The following is a 17,153-nucleotide window of genomic DNA, read 5'->3' on the forward strand; positions in this document are numbered from 1 at the left end:
TAGTGATATGTATTTCAACCTTGCCCGCCGTAAGATACCTCACAATTTTTCCTATAAAACGCTATTCCACAATCTCCCTGACAACTACTTTTTATCGTAACTCTCCAAAAAGCTGTGTTTTACACCGTCCTTTTTGTAAGCAACTATTGTTTTAAGATTTACATTCTCGACACTTTTAAAAATGTTGCTCTCAATAAACGGATTTGTCTTTTTTAATTCTGCTATGAGATTTTTTATCTCCATTCTCTTTGAAACCGTGCTGCCATCTGTCCTACAGGTAGTACAAGTATCCGTAAATCTGCACGCACACTGTATAAAATGAAGATTATTGTAGTCTCTCCAATGCTTTATATCTTCCTCCCTTATAAGATACATTGGTCTTATAAGTTCCATGCCCTCAAAGTTCTGGCTGTGAAGTTTCGGCATCATTGTCTGTACCTGACCGCCGTATAACATTCCCATAAGGATTGTTTCAATAACATCATCATAGTGATGACCGAGTGCTATCTTATTGCAGCCGAGTTCTTTTGCCTTATTGTAAAGATAACCTCTCCTCATTCTTGCACAGAGATAGCATGGAGATTTTTCAACTTCATACACCGCATCAAATATTGTTGACTCAAATACAGTTATCGGAATATCCATAAGTTTTGCATTGTTTTCTATTACTTTTCTGTTTGCCTCACTGTAACCCGGATCCATTACAAGAAATACAAGTTCAAACTCAAATTTATTATGCCTTTTGAGTTCCTGAAAAAGTTTTGCCATAAGCATTGAATCTTTTCCACCTGATATGCAGACCGCTATCTTATCATGCTCTTTTACAAGTTCATAAGTATTTATTGCTTTTGCAAATTTTGAAAAAAGCTGCTTATGAAATTTCTTTCGTATGCTTTTTTCTATATCATCTTTCCTGCTGCCATCCTCCTCTTTTTCTTCTTCAAGCCTGATATTTTCAAGTATCCATCCTGTATATCCGCCCTCAAGACTGTAGGCTTCAATATTTTTCTGTTCTCTGAGTTTCCCCGCACATTCGGCACTAAACACTCCTCTTGTGCAATATATAACAACTTTTTTTCCTGCTGATACATCATCTATCTTTTCGTCTATTTTTTCCTCCGGTATATGAATCGCTCCCGGTATCATTCCATATCCGATTGATGAATCGTCACGCATATCGACAAGCACATATGACTCTTTGTCCCATGTTTTTATTTCACTGTATTTTACATTTATATCATCCATCGTTTTTAATTCCTCATTTCTAACATATGATTTTTTAATGTTATATTAACAATAATTGCATATTGCCGCTTTTATTTCAACATTTTTATTCATTCACCCTATATTCCTCTCTCGAAAATTCTATTCTTATCATAACAATAGCTACGACTGCTGCAAGTCCGTCCGCTATCGGTCCTGCATACATTATTCCGTCTATTCCCATGATAAGCGGCAGCACAATAACTAATGGAAGTAAAAAGATTATCTGTCTTGTAAGAGATAAAAACATACCGCCCTTTGGTTTTCCGATTGCCGTAAGGAATGTTGATGTTATCGGCTGCAAGCAGTTTACGCAGGTGCAGAATAAAAATATCCTGAAATAATTTACCGCAAATGTATAGTAAGTTTCATCCCCTTTTCCAAACACCGATATTATCTGTCTTGGAAAAACCTGAAACATTATAAACGCTATGATACACATTGTAAATCCGCATACCATTGATTTTTTGTAGGCACTTTTTACTCTGTCAAATTTCTTTGCTCCATAATTAAAACTTGCAATAGGCTGAAGTCCCTGTGACAGACCTATTACAAATGAGAAAAACATCTGGTTTACTTTTGTTATGATGCCGACACAAGCCACCGGAATATCCTCGCCATATACTGACATTGAGCCGTAATGTTTCAATGATTTGTTTAATATTATCTGTACTATCATCATTGCAACCTGATTACTGCACGGTGAACCGCCGAGTGCTGCCACTCTGCTTACATATTTTGTCCGAATGACAAGATGCTTTTTCTGCAATTTCACTGTTTTATAATGGAGCATATAAACCACTACAACAACTGCCGATACAAACTGACCTATTATCGTTGCAAAAGCTGCCCCTGCCATTCCCAGGTTCAGTCCAAAAACAAATATAGCATCCAGCACCGTGTTTATTACCGCACCTATAAGATTACATATCATTGCCATATTAGGATTTCCATCGGCTCTTATGAGATGACCGCCGCCAGCCGTAAGAATGACAAGCGGAAATCCTATCGCTGTTATCCTTGTATATGTCATTGCATAAGGATGTACATTATCTGATGAACCAAAAAATAACAGCATTGGTTTTAAAAACATCTCGCTCACTATACATAAAACAAGTCCGCATAAAAATAACATTGCCGCAGCATTTCCGATATAGTAAGCCGCCGTTTTTTTGTCTCCAGCTCCCATTGAAAGATTGAATGCTGACGCACCGCCTATTCCAAACAACAATGCTATGGCGATACAGGTTATCGACAACGGAAATGAAATGCTGGTTGCCGCATTGCCAAGTGAACCTACAGCCTGTCCGATAAAAAACTGGTCTACAATATTATACAGTGCCGTCACCAGCATGGCAATTATGCTCGGTACTGAAAATTTTACCAGCAGTTTATTTATCGGAAGCATCTCCAACGGATTTTCTTTTTTTATCTCACTCATTTTATCCCTCATTTCTCTCTTTATGTTTATTTTTCATATCAAGTGTACAAAGACACCAATTTTGTATTTTTTGCTAGTCAAGCGGATATTTGCAATTTACTCTGCTACTTGCTTATAAAATTATTAACAGCTTTTACAAACATATCAGAAATGACATACCTTATATCAACGGAAAAATATGCGTAAATCCTTAAATTTAACTCGGATTTACGCATATCGCTACTCAGTTATTTTACTTTTATCTATCAAATTTCCCCAGTATGCATAGACACCAGTTATTTTTCAAGCTGTCCTCTTTACTCCAAATATCATTCCAAATATTCCTGATAATGCTCCTTGCTCGACAGCTACCATAACAAACGCTATCGCAACTGCCACAAGTCCAAACCATGAAGACTTTATCCCGAATACCTGATTTACAAAAAACTCACAGGCAACTCCAAAATGGTATGTTATAAGTACGCTTCCGTAAAATTTGGCTTTATGACTAAATTTTTTGTCATGGCTGCAAATATATTCAACTCCTGCCATAGTAAACTGCTTGAGGTTGTTTGTTGAAAATATCGTCGAACAGTTATATCCGTAAACTCCCGAAAATGAAGTCCACTGGACTGCCGCCGCAAAAAATATCGGATACAGTGATACAATTATGTCCATATCTTTAGGAAAAAATCCAAGCATTATAAATGCAAGTGCATCGACTACGACAGCAAGGTAGTGAACGTTTATCTTTGTAATCTTTTGCCATATAACAACAAGTGTCACACCTGCCATATATAGAAACACACCGCCAAGCCTTATAAAGAGGTCTAAAAAATCTGTCCCTACTATACTCATAGCTACATGGATAAGATTTGATGTCTGTGCGTTGCCAAATACATCTGCCCTGTTTAAAAGTGCATATGCTCCGATATAACCTCCTATAAAAGCCATTGTACAATGTAATTTTTTACGAAAATCGTCTGATACTTCACTCTCACTGTTCATCTCTCTGCCTCGATTCTATACTCCTGATGCCTGGTTAAAGCGTTCATTTGTGCAGGCACCATCACATTTTGGACTTTTAACACTTACATCATATATTGATTTTTTGTTTAATTTGAACAAAAAATATATTAAAATTAAGTATTTATTTGCTTTCACTTCATAAAATTAAGCGAATATATTATAGCAGAGCATTTTTTTAATGTCAAACCAATGCACACACTTTGAAATTTTCCCGTAACAGTTCAGCCCCTCATTCAAAAACTTTCATCTGTTTTTCTTTTTTCTCTCACGCAGTTCCTTAAAAAAATTTTTCATCATAATCTGGCACTCCTCCTGTAAAACACCATCAACAGAGTCTACCTGATGATTAAATTCTTTTATCTGAAACATATTTAAGATACTGCCTGCACATCCTGCTTTTGGATTCATGGCTCCTATCACTACTTTTGGAATCCTCGCCTGCACGATAGCTCCTGCACACATTGGACACGGCTCTAATGTCACATACATCGTGCACTCCTCAAGCCTCCAGTCTCCCAAAGCCTTACTTGCTTTTTTGATTGCGGAAATCTCCGCATGACCCAGAGTGCTGTGAAGTTTATTTCGTTTATTATAACCTCTGGCAATTATCTTATCATCATGTACGATAACGCAGCCAATCGGAACTTCATCTATCAACGCAGCTTTTTTTGCCTGCTTCAGAGCCTCTTTCATATATTTTTCATCATTACTCACTTTTCTTTATTCCCTATCCTGCCTATTATTCTATAACGGTTTTATCAAAAATAACTATTACTTCTTTTTTACTAAACTTGATTTAACAGCCTATTTCCTGTCTCTCTTGTAGAAAAACGCATATTGCTGGTAAACTCCTGCATATCTGTCACTCATCCACGCAGGCTTCACTCCGTCGTACTCCTCGTCTATTATCTTTTTCATCCACACATCTATAGGACACGCATCAAGGTGATGAAGTCCGAAAAGACTTATGCAGTTTGCAACTTTCTTTCCTATTCCTTTATGTTCCATAAGCATTTTCATACTATGCTCATAATCACACTTTCGCAATCGTTCAAAAAAGTCCGTATTTTCATGCTCATACTGACACATAAGCCATATATATTCATCACGATAGCCAAGACCAAGCTCACTAAGACTCTCCCTGCCACCGTTTTTCTCAATGTCAGCAAGATGCGGAAATCCGTATATCACATTTTCATTCTGCTTTATATCATTTGTCGTTTTATCGGCACATAATTCTTTTTTACTTTGTCCTGCCTCTTCCTTGATATTTTTACTCACATTATTTTTAATACTTTTATCTGCATTTTCCCTCATCGGCTGACACTCTGTTTCTTTGCACACTACTGCCTTGTATCTGTCGCAGACTGCTTCTATGCCCTTTTTGATGCGTGGGATATTATTATTTTGTGAAATTATGTAAGAAATTATCATCTCCCACAATTCCTGATTTAATATCCTGATACCACTTCCATAAGCCGCCGCTTCTTTTAAAAATGTATCATTGTCGTCTATGGCATCGATTATCCTGCCATAGTCAATTTTCATATCAAAATAATGTTCCCATATTTTTTTATATTCTTCCCCGGTGCATGAAAATTCAAATTTCTCCCCGGATTGTGCCACCGTCACCTGATGGTCATAGGCAGGGATAAGATATTTTCCCTCATCGAGTTTTCTCCATCTGAAACACTGTCCTGAGTCTGCTATCTGCTCCAGATTAAAATTTTTAATATTTATTATCATAAGAATCTTCCAGCCTTATATCTGTATTGTAGTCATTCTTTATATTTTTAATAGCCGCATCCGGCATAACAGAATTTATCATAGAACTACTGCTTCTGTATCCATATGCATTATTTCCCATTGAGAAATCCGAACCGCCGTTTCCATCTTTTAACTTGAACCTTGAAAGTGCAATTTCAAGTCCTCTTGCCTGACCCGACAATTCTTCACTTGCAGATGCACATTCCTCACTTGTAGCTGAATTTGTCTGTACCACCTGGGATACCTGTGTAAGTGCATCGTCTATCTGTGAAGTAGCTGATGCCTGTTCATTTGATGCATCTGAAATATTAGCACTAAGTCCGTTTATCTTGTCTATCATTTCTGATATGACACCAAGTGCTTTTGCGGTATCCTCAACAAGTCCTGAACCATGTTTTACTTTTGCTATTGAATCCTCTATCATTTCTGCCGTCTGTTTAGATGCCGCGGCGGAACGACCTGCAAGATTTCTAACCTCCTCCGCCACTACTGCAAAACCTTTTCCCTGTTCACCTGCTCGTGCAGCTTCAACAGTCGCATTTAAGGCAAGAATATTTGTGTTAAATGCAATATCATCTATTACTTTGATAATCTTCTGTATGTTTTCTGATGATTCATTTATCTCATTCATAGCCTGAATCATCTCACGCATACATCTGTTACTCTCATCCGCATCACTCTTGGCATGGACAACAATATCATTTACTTCTGCCGCTTTCTGTGCATTGTCCTTTGTCTTATTTGCAATATCTGTTATAGAGGCAGAAATTTCCTGTATGGCACTTGCCTGTTCTGATGAGCCTTGTGCAAGCGTCTGACTCGCCGCAGCTATCTGTTCTGAACCTGTCGTTATCTGATTTGCCGCATTTCTTATCTTTGAAAATGCCATATTGTTGTCGGCAATAAGTTTTACTATCGCATTTCCGACTATATCATTTTCTGATTTTGGCTGATATGATACCGTCATATCTCCATCTGATATAAGTTTTAAAGTATCAGCCTGATTTTTCAGATTATCAACCATAGCCTGAAATCCGTCAACAAGGGCTCCAACTTCATTGTCAATCTTAGAAGGTGTTATATCAACATCTACTTCACCTGCCGATACTTTCTTTGCAACACCGGCAAGTTCAACAAGCGGATTGCGTATTGTAGTCATTATAAACCAAAATGCAACAAACGCATTAGCAAGTGCAATAATCATTATAAATGCAACAAAATAATCACCTTTTTTATTCTGTGCTATGACATAATCCTGCTTTTTCTGTGCATATTTATCTATTTCATTTATAAGCTTTTTAATATTTTCCTCCGCCTTATCTGCACTCTTGACTCCATTGTCTTTCAAGTAATTCCTTGCATCCTGTATTTTTCCGGCATCAAAATATTCAAGGCACTTATCTACATCTGAAAAATAATCATCTATATTAGTTTTTACTTTTTCATACAAAGTCTTTGTAGCAGAATCCTTAAGGTCGCCTTTTACCTCATCCATATAGTCATTTACGGTATTTTTGGCTTCACTGATATTACTTTTTGATGCTTCTATATTTTCATTATCACCAACATACATATACATTACATTTCTAAGCTGGACTTTGACTTCCTGAAACTGTGCAAATCCCATTGCCGCTTCACCCTGCGTCTTTCCATAATTCTCATAGAGTTCTGTCTCCGTCTCAACTGAATTGTTTCTCATAAGATAGCCACACGCTCCGACAATAAACATACTTAACATCATAAGTCCAAGTGTCATGATAAGCTGTGCTCCAACCGTCATCTTGCTCTTTTTCTTCATAATTTAGTATTCCTCCAATTCTTTTGTTACCGTTCATATAACAGGTGACTGCAACATCATATTCCCCTTGCAATACACTAATAAACTAACAACAGTCAATAAAACTCCATTGTGCATCAAAAACATACATATAAGTATGATAACACAAAACAAATCAGCCGTACATTTTTTCTTCTGATATATAGCATTTAATTTCACCTTTTGCTACTATATATTAAATGTGTATGAAACTATCATTATATGATGCAAGGAACAAAAGCATATAGCAATGAAGCAATCCGTGACATTAGTTAGAGTAAAATACCTTTTGACCCAAACATCATATTATTGAATCAGACAACATAAAAATAGTTTCATACAAATAAACTTTTAAGAGGCACACCATGAAAATACTTATATACCGCTGGAACTCATACAATCAGAATGATATTGAAAGTGCATTTAAAGATGCCGGCTGCGTTTGTGATATTTTTAATGAAAAAATCTCAAACTATGAAAACGACCCGTCATTCTGTGAAAAACTTTATACCATACTTAAAAATGGAAAATATGATTTCTGCTTTTCCATTAATTTTTTCCCGCTTATATCAGGAGCATGTCATGATACTGACACCCTCTATGTAAGTTGGAACTGTGATGCACCTTTACTTGCAATGTATCACCGAAATGTATTTTTTGATACAAATATCATTTTTGAATTTGATTATAGCAATTTCATTGAGTTTCAAAATATGGGTGTTAAAAATATATATTATCTTCCACTTGCGGCAAATGTAAAGAGATATGACCAACTACTGACTAAAAATAATCCATTTACCGAACCACCATTACCAAAATCCACTGATACTCTGCATGAATATACAGAGACTGACTCTGCCACTTACCCTGTGCAGAATTTTTCTAAACCGGCACAACCTTTAACTGGATATGACATATCTTTTGTAGGCAGTCTGTATGAAAAAAATTCGTATGATAAAATTCAGTCAGACCTCCCCGATTATCTTACGGGCTATCTTGACGGAGCTATTTTTGCACAGACTCAGGTTTCAGGTGGAAATATCTTAGAAAATCTCCTGACACCTGAAATTTGTTCCATGATAGAAGAAATCACAGATTACAAAAAAAGTGATGACTCATTCGTGACAACAAAAAAACTGTTTTCAACAACGGTTCTTGGCTTTAAGGCGGCATCTGTCACCAGAACAAACAACCTTAACAAACTTTCCAAAAATTTTATACATAAAGTGCACCTTTTCACCGACAGCGACACTTCCACGCTCCCGCTTATAACCGCACATCCGAGAGTAGATTACCTGACTGAAATGCCATTTATATTTAACAAAAGCAAAATAAATATAAATATGACAATCCCTAATATCTCCTCAGGACTGTCATTGCGTGTATGGGATATAATCGGCTGTCACGGACTTTTAATGACCGACTTCAGACCCGAACTTTTAAATTTCTTCAAACCGGACGAAGATATAGTGATATACGAGGACAGCGACGAACTTATCGACAAAACTTCGTTTTACCTGAAACACGATGAATTGAGAAACAAAGTCACTGACAATGCATATAAAAAAGTATCTGTCCTGCACACGACCGAAATCAGGATAAGCGAAATCATAAAAACAGTTAAACACACACGGTAAAATCTCATTCTCGTAAATGAAAACTTGTATATCTTTACAAAATGGGCTATCATATCTCTAACAGTTATTTTTTATAGAATATACTGGAATAAAGTGCAAAAAAACTATATATACAGTTTTTTTCACACATGATTTATGCTTTGCACAAACTTGCTATGCACAAAAAACTGTGCAGGAAATGAGGGATATAGTATGACAGAAAATAAAATTATTTTAGAAGAAAACAAGAATTATTATGAGCGTTTCAGCCTTGCTGTTGAACGAATCCGCATGATACACACTGAACTTTGGGACCAAAGTGTCACTCTTGCCGATAAACATCTAAACAGTTATTTTATAAAAACATCTTATTTTGCATTACAATTAAGCGAAATATACAACCTTTCAAAAAACAATATATTAAAAACACTTACTGAGTCTGAATTATTTCATCTCAATCAGGGGCTCTATGAAGATATTGACCCTGCAAAGTATGAGACAAGTTACACCAACCCCGCATATGCGGTTAAACGCTTTGGTGCCGAGACCGGTCTGTATCTCAGTGCTCTCTATGCAGAGCTTCACAGCAATATTCCTAATGCTATCGAAGAACGGCTTTTTAATCTTACAACTATATTTGAGCTTTTTATTGAGATATACAATCTTTTTGAGGACTCTGACTGCAAACCGGAACAAATAAGGTCTGCACTTTATTATTATTTCTTTGATTACAGTGATGTTACCATCAAGGCAGGTCTTAACGATATGCTCAACCCTGAAATGTCTTTTATCAAAGATATAATAATGAATGAAAATCTTGAGGACCTGAGATACCTCTATTTTTCAGGTGAATATGTCACTGACAATGAGGTAAAGACCGCAAAATATTTAAACAGCCTGCCTCAGGAAAAAATCGACTCTATAGCTCATACTTTTACACAGGGTATCATCAAAGGCTACAAAGTCTACAACATGGATATGTCAGGCAAGAAAACAGTCAATATCAGATACCCGCTCGGCTTTGAGCGTATCATAAAGTCTGCTGTTTTACAGTTTAGGGAAAATGGTCTTGAACCGGTTATCTACAGGGCTTCATTTGCGATAGGTTCACGCACCTCAATGTACAAAGTCGGTTTTCACGGTGCATCGGCAAACAAACAGTTTGAGTACGACCACCGCAACGACCTCGCACTTATATTTGATAAAGGTTATGCCGACAGACAGCTCTCTGAATATAAACTTGCCTATGAGTCAATGAAAGATGCAGCCGCAGAATTTGCCGGTCCTGCACTTATCGAAAGTTTTGGTGAGAAACCTTTTGCACCTGTTGAAAAAGACTGCCTGCCAAAATACAGTGATAAACACCAAAAGCAGCTTATCGCTTTCCGTTCTGAAAAAGGTATGCTCACAAACAATTATATACCACAGGATAAGATAAGCTTTACTATCATTGCTTTCCCTGTTCCTGACATCGGCAGAAAGTTTGAAAAAATCTTTGAAGAAACTGTAAAAGTAAATACTCTCGACTCAGATAAATACGAAAAAATACAAACAAATATAATCAATGCACTTGATAAAGGGGATTATGTTACCGTTACCGGCCGTGGCAATAACCACACTGACATGAAGATAAATCTCGTAAAGAAAACCGTCCCAGAAAAACAGACTGTTTTTGAGAACTGTCTTGATGATGTAAATATCCCTCTCGGTGAAGTCTTTACTTCCCCGGAATTAAAGGGTACTGAGGGTGTTCTTCATGTAACTGAGGTTTACCTTGACAATCTGAAATATAAGGACCTTGAACTTAAATTTAAAGACGGCTGTGTTACTGATTATACCTGCAAAAACTTTGAAAATGAGGAAGAAAACAAAAAATATATACATGAGAATGTTCTCTACAGACATGATACACTTCCTATCGGCGAATTTGCAATCGGTACAAACACAACTGCATATATGATGGGATTAAAATATAATATCTCAGGTCTGCTCCCTATCCTTATCGCAGAAAAGACCGGTCCTCACTTTGCAGTCGGTGACACCTGTTTTTCACATGAAGAAGACCTTGTGACTTACAATCCTGACGGTAAGCAAATGGTCGCTAAGGAAAATGATTTTTCTAAACTTAGAAACAGCGAACCTGAAAAAGCTTACTTTAACTGCCACACTGATATAACAATTCCTTATTCTGAACTGGGGGATATTGTGGTGCATACTGAAAATGATGAAAAAATCACTATAATCAAAAACGGAAGATTTGTGCTTGCGGGAACTGAGGCACTCAATGAGGTTTTTGAGGATTAACCAACGGACGCAGGAAAGGGATTATTATCAGACCTCATGGACGCTCCCGCTCCATTCAGCCACGATAATAATCCCTTTCCTGCTGTGTTTTGGATGTCGTTACAATGTGAAAAAAGCAGGATTTAAATTCAATCCCGCCTTTTTGTTATCTTACTGATTATGATTTGTGATTATTTTACTTTCACATTTTTTACTACACTGTATGTTCCTGTTGTCTTGCCTGATACAGCCTGCACTCTTACATAATATTTCTTATTTGATTTAAGTTTCTTGATTGTAAGGCTTGTGCTCTTTGTTGTTTTTGTTGTTACTTTTTTCTTGAATTTCTTATCTGTTGATACCTGTACTTTGTATGATTTTGCATTTTTTACTTTTGCAATTTTTACAGTGAGCTGTTTTTTGCCTGCTGTAAGTTTTGTTATTTTTGCTTTGGCAAGTTTTGCTGCTGTTGTTTTATTTTCTTTTGGAAGTGTATATTTTGCGTCATCTGATGCTGTGTATGCCACTTTTTCTACCGGAAGCATACGTTCACTTTTTTCTGATGCTCTTACTGCTGCGTTAAGTCCTCTGAGAAGCTGTTCCGGCTGGAATGACATAAGACCCTCATCTACAGTATTTTTGTCTGTATCTACAAATCCGAGTGCATCATCGTAAAGTGTAACACCGTTTTTGATGAGGTCTGTTCCGTTTTCTTCTGCTGCCACATCAATGTTAAATAATCCTGCTGTTATCATTATCTGAGCAGTTGTCCAAGCATTGCTTGCTGAGTATGAATCTCCGTATTTTCCGTCTGCTCCCTGCATATTATAAATAAGACTAAGTACCTTATCGCAGGCTTTCTTTACTGCCTCTTTATCTACACCTGCCTCGTCTTTTGTCTCATATGCATAGAGTGGCTGAATCTGCATTACCGCACTGTCAAGGCTGTTCCACTCAAGTGATGTTTTAATCTGGCTGTCAACATCAGATACGGTCTTGTTTACAAGTTCTGCTCTTGTAAGATAGTTGTCTCCTGTCTTTAACTCATAGTTCTTTGAGTCAATTGCCATAAGTATCATTGTCTCTCTGCTGTAGATGCTTGATGCTTCGTAAATGCTCTTATCAGCAAGTTTTTCTATAAGATTAAATCCGCTTACATCTGATGCGTCTTTTCCAAGTGCCGTTACGCAAAGTGCAATCTTAGCATATGTCTGGCTTGCTGCACCGTCTTTTAATATGCTTCCCTGTGATACATATTTTTTGTTTGTATCATCATAGAATTTACCTGTCGTTTTCTTTATTGCTCCAAGCTGTGTTTTAACTTTTGCATAAACTGCATCGTAAAATTTGTCTGCCTTAAAACCTGCTCTTGCAAGTGAGAATACTGTATAAAGTCCTGATGAATCTTCTACACCCGGTACATATTTTCCACTCTTAAATGTAGTATCATAAATCTTCTGTGCAAGTACATCCTGGGCTTTTTTCGCTTTTTCTGAATATACCGAATATCCAGCAGGATTTTTTGAAGCATCATCATTGAAGCATGATGCACTTGTATTGTAGTTGTTATAGCTGTAGATAAGACTTATCTTGTCATTATTGTTTACTTTCTGGCTGCTGATTCCAAGATTTGCATACTGTCCGTTTACAAAAAAGCCCCAATAATACCAATCGTTTCCGACATTATACATATCAAGGTCTGCTATTGAATCAAGGCTGTCACCCCATGATGAAGATGAAATCTTATAGTTATCCTTGTATGCTGATTTGTCAAGTGCTGTTTTAATAGCATCTTCTGCTACCGCACCCTCATCAAGCTGAATGGCTGTTTTGCTTACTGCTACTGCCGAGCCTGATGCATTCTTTCCTTCTGCTGCCACATAGACAACAATCTTTTCCTTTTCGTCTGCATTTGCTTTTACGCTTGTCATTCCAAACGCCGTTGTAAATGCCATTACTGCTGATAATGCAATGCTTATCGCTTTTTTGTTCCTCATCTTTTTACCTCCATAAATATGTTTTTTACATACGGTATATCCCGTATTTTATCTGAACCCTTTCTATTTTTTTAAGGAATGGTTCTCCTATTAAAAATACACATAATGCCGCTGTTGCCGCGTGCATTATATCATATGGCACTCCCGTTATATAAAGTGCCTTCAATGCGGCAAGGTTTATCCCTGTACCTTTTGTATATGAACTTTGCATTATAAGTGCCGCAAAATTCATTATGCCTCCATATATTATAAATATCACTAAAAATGTAAATACTGCCATAACTATACTGTCTGTTTTTAGTCTTTTCCGCAGCAAAAGACCGCCTGTTATAAGTCCTGCAAGACCAAATATATAAAGCATTATGCCTTTTGTGTCTGCCATATCCCTGCCGGTAAACACTACAAAGAGATACCCCGTCACTTCAAACAATATTACACTCGCAATTAATGTTATAAACGAGCTGTTGTTTTTTAAATCTTTCTTTCCTCTTAAGTCATATCTCACAAATACAACTCCGCTTATAAAACCTATAAGACCCCATGATACCATCTGCCACGGTGTCCACGGCCCCTGGCCGTCAAAAAAATTGCATATAAATCTTCCAAGTGCACCCGTCAGAAATCCGGCTTCAGGTCCTAACGCTATACCCGATAAAACTACCACCGCACTTCCACCATGCAGTGGAATTGTATGTGCACATAAGAGATTAAATGACACACAGAAAGATACCATCATCGCAAAAAGAACTATCTCCCTTGCCCTTATTGCCTTGTATTCAAAACTTACAAAGAACGGCAGCATAACTGCTACAAGCATAAACATACTTATAAACAGATAATGTTTCTGTCTTAATACATAACTGGATATATAAAGCAAAGTCGGTATCAGGGTTATTATTACAAGCCATACGGATATTTTTCTTTTTAATATGTTCTTTTTTATCTTTTCCTCATCATAATTTCTGCGACTTACATATTTATTTCTCAAATAATTCCACCGCCTGTCTGTAATTTACCGGTAAACATATCCGTTTACTCTCCATCTGCCGCACATCTGTTTTTTTGTAAATCTTATTTCGGTTTATATCTGACTTTCTGTCATCCGTCACAAATCCATACAAATCTGCCTGCTCATCATAAATATCTGAAAATATCCTGCATATGTCTGTCGTATAAAAATAATTCTGCCTGAAAAATTCTTCCGCCGTCTGCATTTTTGTAAGTTCCCCATCAAATAAAAGCCCACATTCATCTGCATTTTCCGCGCAGAAATCAATATCATGCGACACAATCACAACGGCAATCCCTGCTCTTTTCATTTCATCAAACATCACGGCAAGCTTTTTCTTAAACTCCCCGTCAATTCCCTTTGTCGGCTCATCAAGCATCAAAACATCAGGTTTTAGCAGCAATACTTTTCCTATTGCAAGTCTCTGCTGCTGTCCAACACTTAAATCAAACGGATGCGAGTCTTTTTTTTCTGACAACTCCATTTTTTCAAGCATTTCTTTTATATTATTGTCAACAAACTGTGCTCCCTCATATAAATCCCTGTGGCTTTTAAATACCTCAAGCAGTTCATCATAAACAGTTATCTCAGTAAATACGGTCTGCGGATTTTGCGGCAGATATACACTTCTTAAATCTTTTAGCTTTTTAATCCTGCCGCCTTTCTTTTTGTAAATGCCTGCAAGTATTTTTAATGCTGTTGTCTTTCCAGAGCCGTTTCCGCCCATAACCGCATAAATTTTTCCACCTGTTATGTCTATCGAAAAATCCTTTAAAACCTCATTTTTTCCGTATGAAAAACTTAAATTTTCTGCTGATATTAATATATCTTTTATTTTTCTGTCATTTTCAGACTTTTTATGCGGTCTGATACCATCCTGTTCAGATTTATTTTTTACCACCGCAGTATTATTCATACATTCCCTATCGTCTGTCATTTCTTTTTCAGACATTTTATTGTGAGCATTTATTTTAACAGATATGTCGTTTTTTATGTCCTCTATCCACAATTTTGCATCTCTTATCGTCAATGGCAGTTTTCCCATTTTACCATACTCACTCCAAAGTTTCATATAACCCGGAAGTGCTTCATAGACCTTGCTGGATTTTTCTTTCATTTGATGCACTATCGTTCTCACATCATCAAATCCGATAACTCTTGTGTCTTTCATTAGCATAACACGGTCTGCCATGTGAATAACTTCATGTACTCTCTGCTCACATATGAGTATCGTCACACCAAAATCCCTGTTCAATCTGAATATGTTCTGCAAAAATCTCTCACTTGCAACGGGATCAAGCTGCGATGTAGGTTCATCGAGTATCAGTATTTTGGGATGCATTACCATAACGGACGCAAGATTTAATATCTGTTTCTGGCCTCCCGACAATTCTTCAGTCTTTTTTTCATACCAGCCGCTTATCCCAAGATACTCTGACATTTCAGCAATCCGTCTGTACATTGTTTCCCTGTCAAATGAAAGACTCTCAAGTCCAAAGGCAAGCTCATGCCAGACCTTGTCCGTCACTATCTGTCCGTCAGGGCTTTGCCCGACATATCCTATCAATGCGGCACTCTCCCGGTCGTCCATAAACTCTATGTCTTTCCCGTCAAAATACATTTTTCCGCTGCCATGCCCTGTCGGTATCTGATTTTTCTTTGCGTGCCTTAACAGCGTAGTCTTGCCACAGCCTGAGTCCCCACAGAGCAAAACAAACTCGCCTTTTTTTATCTCGAAAGAGATATCTGTTATTGCATTTTGGGACTGATTGGGGTATCTGAATGAGACATTATCAAATTTAAGCATTGTGACCTCCTTTCCTAGTTTATAAACTCTAGGCAATTGCGAAACTCATTACATATTGTTAAATTTTGTGCAGCATATACAAAGTATAGTTTACTGAGAGTTTCGCAAACGCCTATTTATAAACTCTCGGATTCTTCTGAATGAAGAATTTTGAGATTGATTTTTGATATACAGTTTTCCTTTTACACTTTTGTGTTTAAAATACTTCATATATGTTGCAATAGTTTCTCAAGCATATATTTTTTACTTTAAAATTTACATTCATCTTATATCATATAAGTGCTGCACACATATATATACACTGGAATATGACCGCTGATACTGCCACCGCATCTGCTTTTTTTATTTCAATTTCCGGGAAGTAATATGTTTCAAATCTTCCCGTGCACAATGTGTATATTATCAATACAGATATGACTATAAATGCAATCATGAATATTATGTCCCTCTTTTTTATCCTAAATCTGTGGTAACTGCTTCTTCTGCCTGTTCCGTATCCTCTTGATTCCATTGATACAGATGTGTCTATGGAGTTTTCAAGACTCCACGATATGAGAATTGACAATTCTTTTGTGAATTGCTTTGCTTTGGGTATCATCCCCGTATTTTGTGTACATAACATTCCTATCTGTGCTTCATGTATCTCCCGCCATCTTTTTATCATCATCGGTATGAAACGCAGCACCATTGAGATTACAAGTGAAATTTTAGGTGATATTTTTCCTGTTATATATAGTATTTTTTCTGAGTCTGTCATGCATCCTGCCGTTACAAACCACAGTGACACCGCCATGAGCATTATTGTCATAAACAATCCATATATGATATTTTCTAATGTTACTGCCATATCGTTTACATAAAACAGAGGCGTTACTCCGTTGTGGTTAAAAATTGGAAGTATTATCACTGAAAATAACATTATCGGAACAAATAACATTGCTGTCATTTTTAGTGCTCCTGTTCCTTTATGCCTTAATACTCCAAACAGTGCCATCACAAATGACACTGTTATTATCACGGGATTTAGTGTAAACATTGTCATTATAAGCAGCATGATAAAATAAAACATACTTACTGCCGGGTGCAATTCTCTTAACAATCCTTTTTTCACTATACTAATCCTCATTTCTGCATATGTTTTTTATA

Annotated in this window: 12 protein-coding genes; 2 read left to right on the forward strand and 10 right to left on the reverse strand. The window is 36.8% G+C overall.

Annotated features, from left to right (window positions below):
• Positions 1-84 precede the first annotated feature (84 nt).
• From DWZ63_RS07420 to DWZ63_RS07445, 6 genes are all read right to left on the reverse strand, one after another.
• Positions 85-1,245: an ATP-binding protein gene (locus DWZ63_RS07420; RefSeq protein WP_118499296.1), complete on the reverse strand. Its 1,161-nt coding sequence runs from the start codon at positions 1,243-1,245 to the stop codon at positions 85-87.
• Between the two features lie 85 nt (positions 1,246-1,330).
• Positions 1,331-2,704 (reverse strand): MATE family efflux transporter, encoded by a 1,374-nt coding sequence (locus tag DWZ63_RS07425; RefSeq protein ID WP_118499298.1) that lies wholly within the window; start codon positions 2,702-2,704, stop codon positions 1,331-1,333.
• A 282-nt stretch (positions 2,705-2,986) separates the two neighbouring features.
• Positions 2,987-3,691 (reverse strand): YoaK family protein, encoded by a 705-nt coding sequence (locus tag DWZ63_RS07430; RefSeq protein WP_118499300.1) that lies wholly within the window; start codon positions 3,689-3,691, stop codon positions 2,987-2,989.
• A 264-nt stretch (positions 3,692-3,955) separates the two neighbouring features.
• Positions 3,956-4,426, reverse strand: a complete 471-nt coding sequence (tadA, locus tag DWZ63_RS07435; RefSeq protein ID WP_055941067.1) for a tRNA adenosine(34) deaminase TadA — start codon at positions 4,424-4,426, stop codon at positions 3,956-3,958.
• A 90-nt stretch (positions 4,427-4,516) separates the two neighbouring features.
• The gene (locus tag DWZ63_RS07440; RefSeq protein WP_055941064.1) at positions 4,517-5,458 is read right to left on the reverse strand and encodes a DNA glycosylase; all 942 of its coding nucleotides are present in this window, start codon (positions 5,456-5,458) and stop codon (positions 4,517-4,519) included.
• Entirely contained in the window at positions 5,442-7,277 is a 1,836-nt protein-coding gene (locus DWZ63_RS07445) for a methyl-accepting chemotaxis protein (protein ID WP_055941061.1), read from the reverse strand. Before DWZ63_RS07445 ends, DWZ63_RS07440 begins: the two co-directional genes overlap by 17 nt.
• Positions 7,278-7,660: 383 nt before the next feature.
• Between DWZ63_RS07445 and DWZ63_RS07450 the strand changes: the two genes are divergently transcribed.
• Positions 7,661-8,932 (forward strand): DUF3880 domain-containing protein, encoded by a 1,272-nt coding sequence (locus tag DWZ63_RS07450; RefSeq protein ID WP_118499302.1) that lies wholly within the window; start codon positions 7,661-7,663, stop codon positions 8,930-8,932.
• Positions 8,933-9,124: 192 nt separating this feature from the next.
• Positions 9,125-11,215 (forward strand): aminopeptidase, encoded by a 2,091-nt coding sequence (locus tag DWZ63_RS07455; protein ID WP_055941056.1) that lies wholly within the window; start codon positions 9,125-9,127, stop codon positions 11,213-11,215.
• A 170-nt stretch (positions 11,216-11,385) separates the two neighbouring features.
• Here DWZ63_RS07455 and DWZ63_RS07460 read toward each other — a convergent pair whose 3' ends face one another.
• The 4 genes from DWZ63_RS07460 to DWZ63_RS07475 all read right to left on the reverse strand — a co-directional run bounded on the left by DWZ63_RS07460 (position 11,386) and on the right by DWZ63_RS07475 (position 17,118).
• Complete coding sequence (locus DWZ63_RS07460; RefSeq protein ID WP_118499304.1) at positions 11,386-13,191, reverse strand: DUF4430 domain-containing protein; 1,806 nt, start codon at positions 13,189-13,191, stop codon at positions 11,386-11,388.
• Positions 13,192-13,216: 25 nt separating this feature from the next.
• On the reverse strand, positions 13,217-14,179 hold the full coding sequence (locus DWZ63_RS07465; RefSeq protein ID WP_118499306.1) for an ECF transporter S component: 963 nt from the start codon (positions 14,177-14,179) through the stop codon (positions 13,217-13,219).
• Positions 14,169-16,007: an ABC transporter ATP-binding protein gene (locus DWZ63_RS07470; RefSeq protein ID WP_118499308.1), complete on the reverse strand. Its 1,839-nt coding sequence runs from the start codon at positions 16,005-16,007 to the stop codon at positions 14,169-14,171. Before DWZ63_RS07470 ends, DWZ63_RS07465 begins: the two co-directional genes overlap by 11 nt.
• Positions 16,008-16,278: 271 nt before the next feature.
• Positions 16,279-17,118 (reverse strand): energy-coupling factor transporter transmembrane component T, encoded by an 840-nt coding sequence (locus DWZ63_RS07475; RefSeq protein WP_182431455.1) that lies wholly within the window; start codon positions 17,116-17,118, stop codon positions 16,279-16,281.
• Positions 17,119-17,153: the final 35 nt, after the last annotated feature.

Source organism: Clostridium sp. AF34-13 (assembly GCF_003477845.1).
Classification (GTDB): domain Bacteria; phylum Bacillota; class Clostridia; order Lachnospirales; family Lachnospiraceae; genus Butyribacter; species Butyribacter intestini.

Coding starts and splice junctions, on each gene's coding strand:
- DWZ63_RS07425 (WP_118499298.1), bottom strand. CDS start 2,704: ATGAGTGAGATAAAAAAAGAAAATCCGTTGGAGATGCTTCCGATAAAT.
- DWZ63_RS07455 (WP_055941056.1), top strand. CDS start 9,125: ATGACAGAAAATAAAATTATTTTAGAAGAAAACAAGAATTATTATGAG.
- DWZ63_RS07440 (WP_055941064.1), bottom strand. CDS start 5,458: ATGATAATAAATATTAAAAATTTTAATCTGGAGCAGATAGCAGACTCA.
- DWZ63_RS07420 (WP_118499296.1), bottom strand. CDS start 1,245: ATGGATGATATAAATGTAAAATACAGTGAAATAAAAACATGGGACAAA.
- DWZ63_RS07460 (WP_118499304.1), bottom strand. CDS start 13,191: ATGAGGAACAAAAAAGCGATAAGCATTGCATTATCAGCAGTAATGGCA.
- DWZ63_RS07450 (WP_118499302.1), top strand. CDS start 7,661: ATGAAAATACTTATATACCGCTGGAACTCATACAATCAGAATGATATT.
- DWZ63_RS07445 (WP_055941061.1), bottom strand. CDS start 7,277: ATGAAGAAAAAGAGCAAGATGACGGTTGGAGCACAGCTTATCATGACA.
- DWZ63_RS07430 (WP_118499300.1), bottom strand. CDS start 3,691: ATGAACAGTGAGAGTGAAGTATCAGACGATTTTCGTAAAAAATTACAT.
- DWZ63_RS07470 (WP_118499308.1), bottom strand. CDS start 16,007: ATGCTTAAATTTGATAATGTCTCATTCAGATACCCCAATCAGTCCCAA.